Below are 1,027 nucleotides of genomic sequence, written 5' to 3' on the forward strand. Positions count from 1 at the left end.
GGCCATGCCTCGGCCTATTACGATTTCGGCAATGGCTTCCTCGGGCAGATCGACGCCGGGCGCTACCTGGCCGGGGATTGGGGCGCGACCTTCGCGCTCGACCGCGAGTTCGACAACGGCTTCCGCATCGGCGCCTATTTCACCCTGACGGATGTGCCATTCGATGATTTCGGCGAGGGCTCCTTTGACAAGGGCATAAGGGTCGAGGTGCCGCTGTCCTGGTTCACCGGGCAGCCGTCGCGCGACGTGCTGGCCCAGGAGATCCAGCCGATCCTGCGCGATGGAGGGGCGCGGCTCAAGGTCGCCAACCGGCTGCACCGGCAGGTGCGCGATTACCGCGGGCAGGAGCTCGATGACGGCTGGGGGAGATATCTGCGATGAGATTGCCTTTCCCGCTTGTCGGGCTCCTGACCCTGCTGCTCGCCGCCTGTGGCAGCCCGACCACCGAGCCGTCGCGGCTCGACACCCTGCGCGCGGCACTCGGCGGCGCAGAGCCGGACTTCGCGCCGCGTTTCGCCGCGCTGATCGCCGCCCGGGCCCCGGCGCTGCAGGTCGGCTTCATCGACAAGGAGGTCTCCACCACGCTGCTGCTCGAACAGCGCCGCAACGGGATCGAGACCTGGCTCAGCCCCGAGGGCGCGGCGCTGGTGCTGGAGCGCGGCATGTTGCACGGCACGCGGGGCTTCGGCACCGGGCTGCTGGCCTCCGAGCTTTCCGAGCCGCTGGCGCTGGTGCTGGCCCGGCAGGGCGGGCGCTCGGACCGGCTGATGACCTATCTTGACGGCAACGACCGGGCGGTGACCCGCACCTTCCGCTGCGTGCTGAGCAGCCGCGGCGCGCGGCAATTGAGCCTGCAGGGGCGGGTCATCCCGACGACCTTGATGCAGGAGGACTGCAAGTCGCTGGATCAATCCTTCCGCAACCTCTATTGGGTCGCGCAAAGCGGCATCGTGCAGTCGCGGCAATGGGCCGGGGGCAAGACCGGCGAGATTTCAACCCGTGTGGTCCTGCGATGACGGGCCGGGCG

2 protein-coding genes are annotated in these 1,027 nt (G+C 69.0%); both read left to right on the plus strand.

Annotation, left to right across the window (positions count from 1 at the left end; translation table 11 throughout):
• The coding region (locus ACFSUD_RS19610; protein WP_386376188.1) for a YjbH domain-containing protein at positions 1-381 on the plus strand (381 nt) is incomplete at its 5' end.
• Entirely contained in the window at positions 378-1,016 is a 639-nt protein-coding gene (locus ACFSUD_RS19615; protein WP_386376189.1) for a YjbF family lipoprotein, read from the plus strand. The genes ACFSUD_RS19610 and ACFSUD_RS19615, both read left to right, overlap by 4 nt.
• The last annotated feature ends 11 nt before the right edge of the window (positions 1,017-1,027 follow it).

The organism is Sulfitobacter aestuarii, from assembly GCF_042685005.1.
Lineage (GTDB): Bacteria > Pseudomonadota > Alphaproteobacteria > Rhodobacterales > Rhodobacteraceae > Sulfitobacter > Sulfitobacter aestuarii.

Coding starts and splice junctions, on each gene's coding strand:
- ACFSUD_RS19615 (WP_386376189.1), top strand. CDS start 378: ATGAGATTGCCTTTCCCGCTTGTCGGGCTCCTGACCCTGCTGCTCGCC.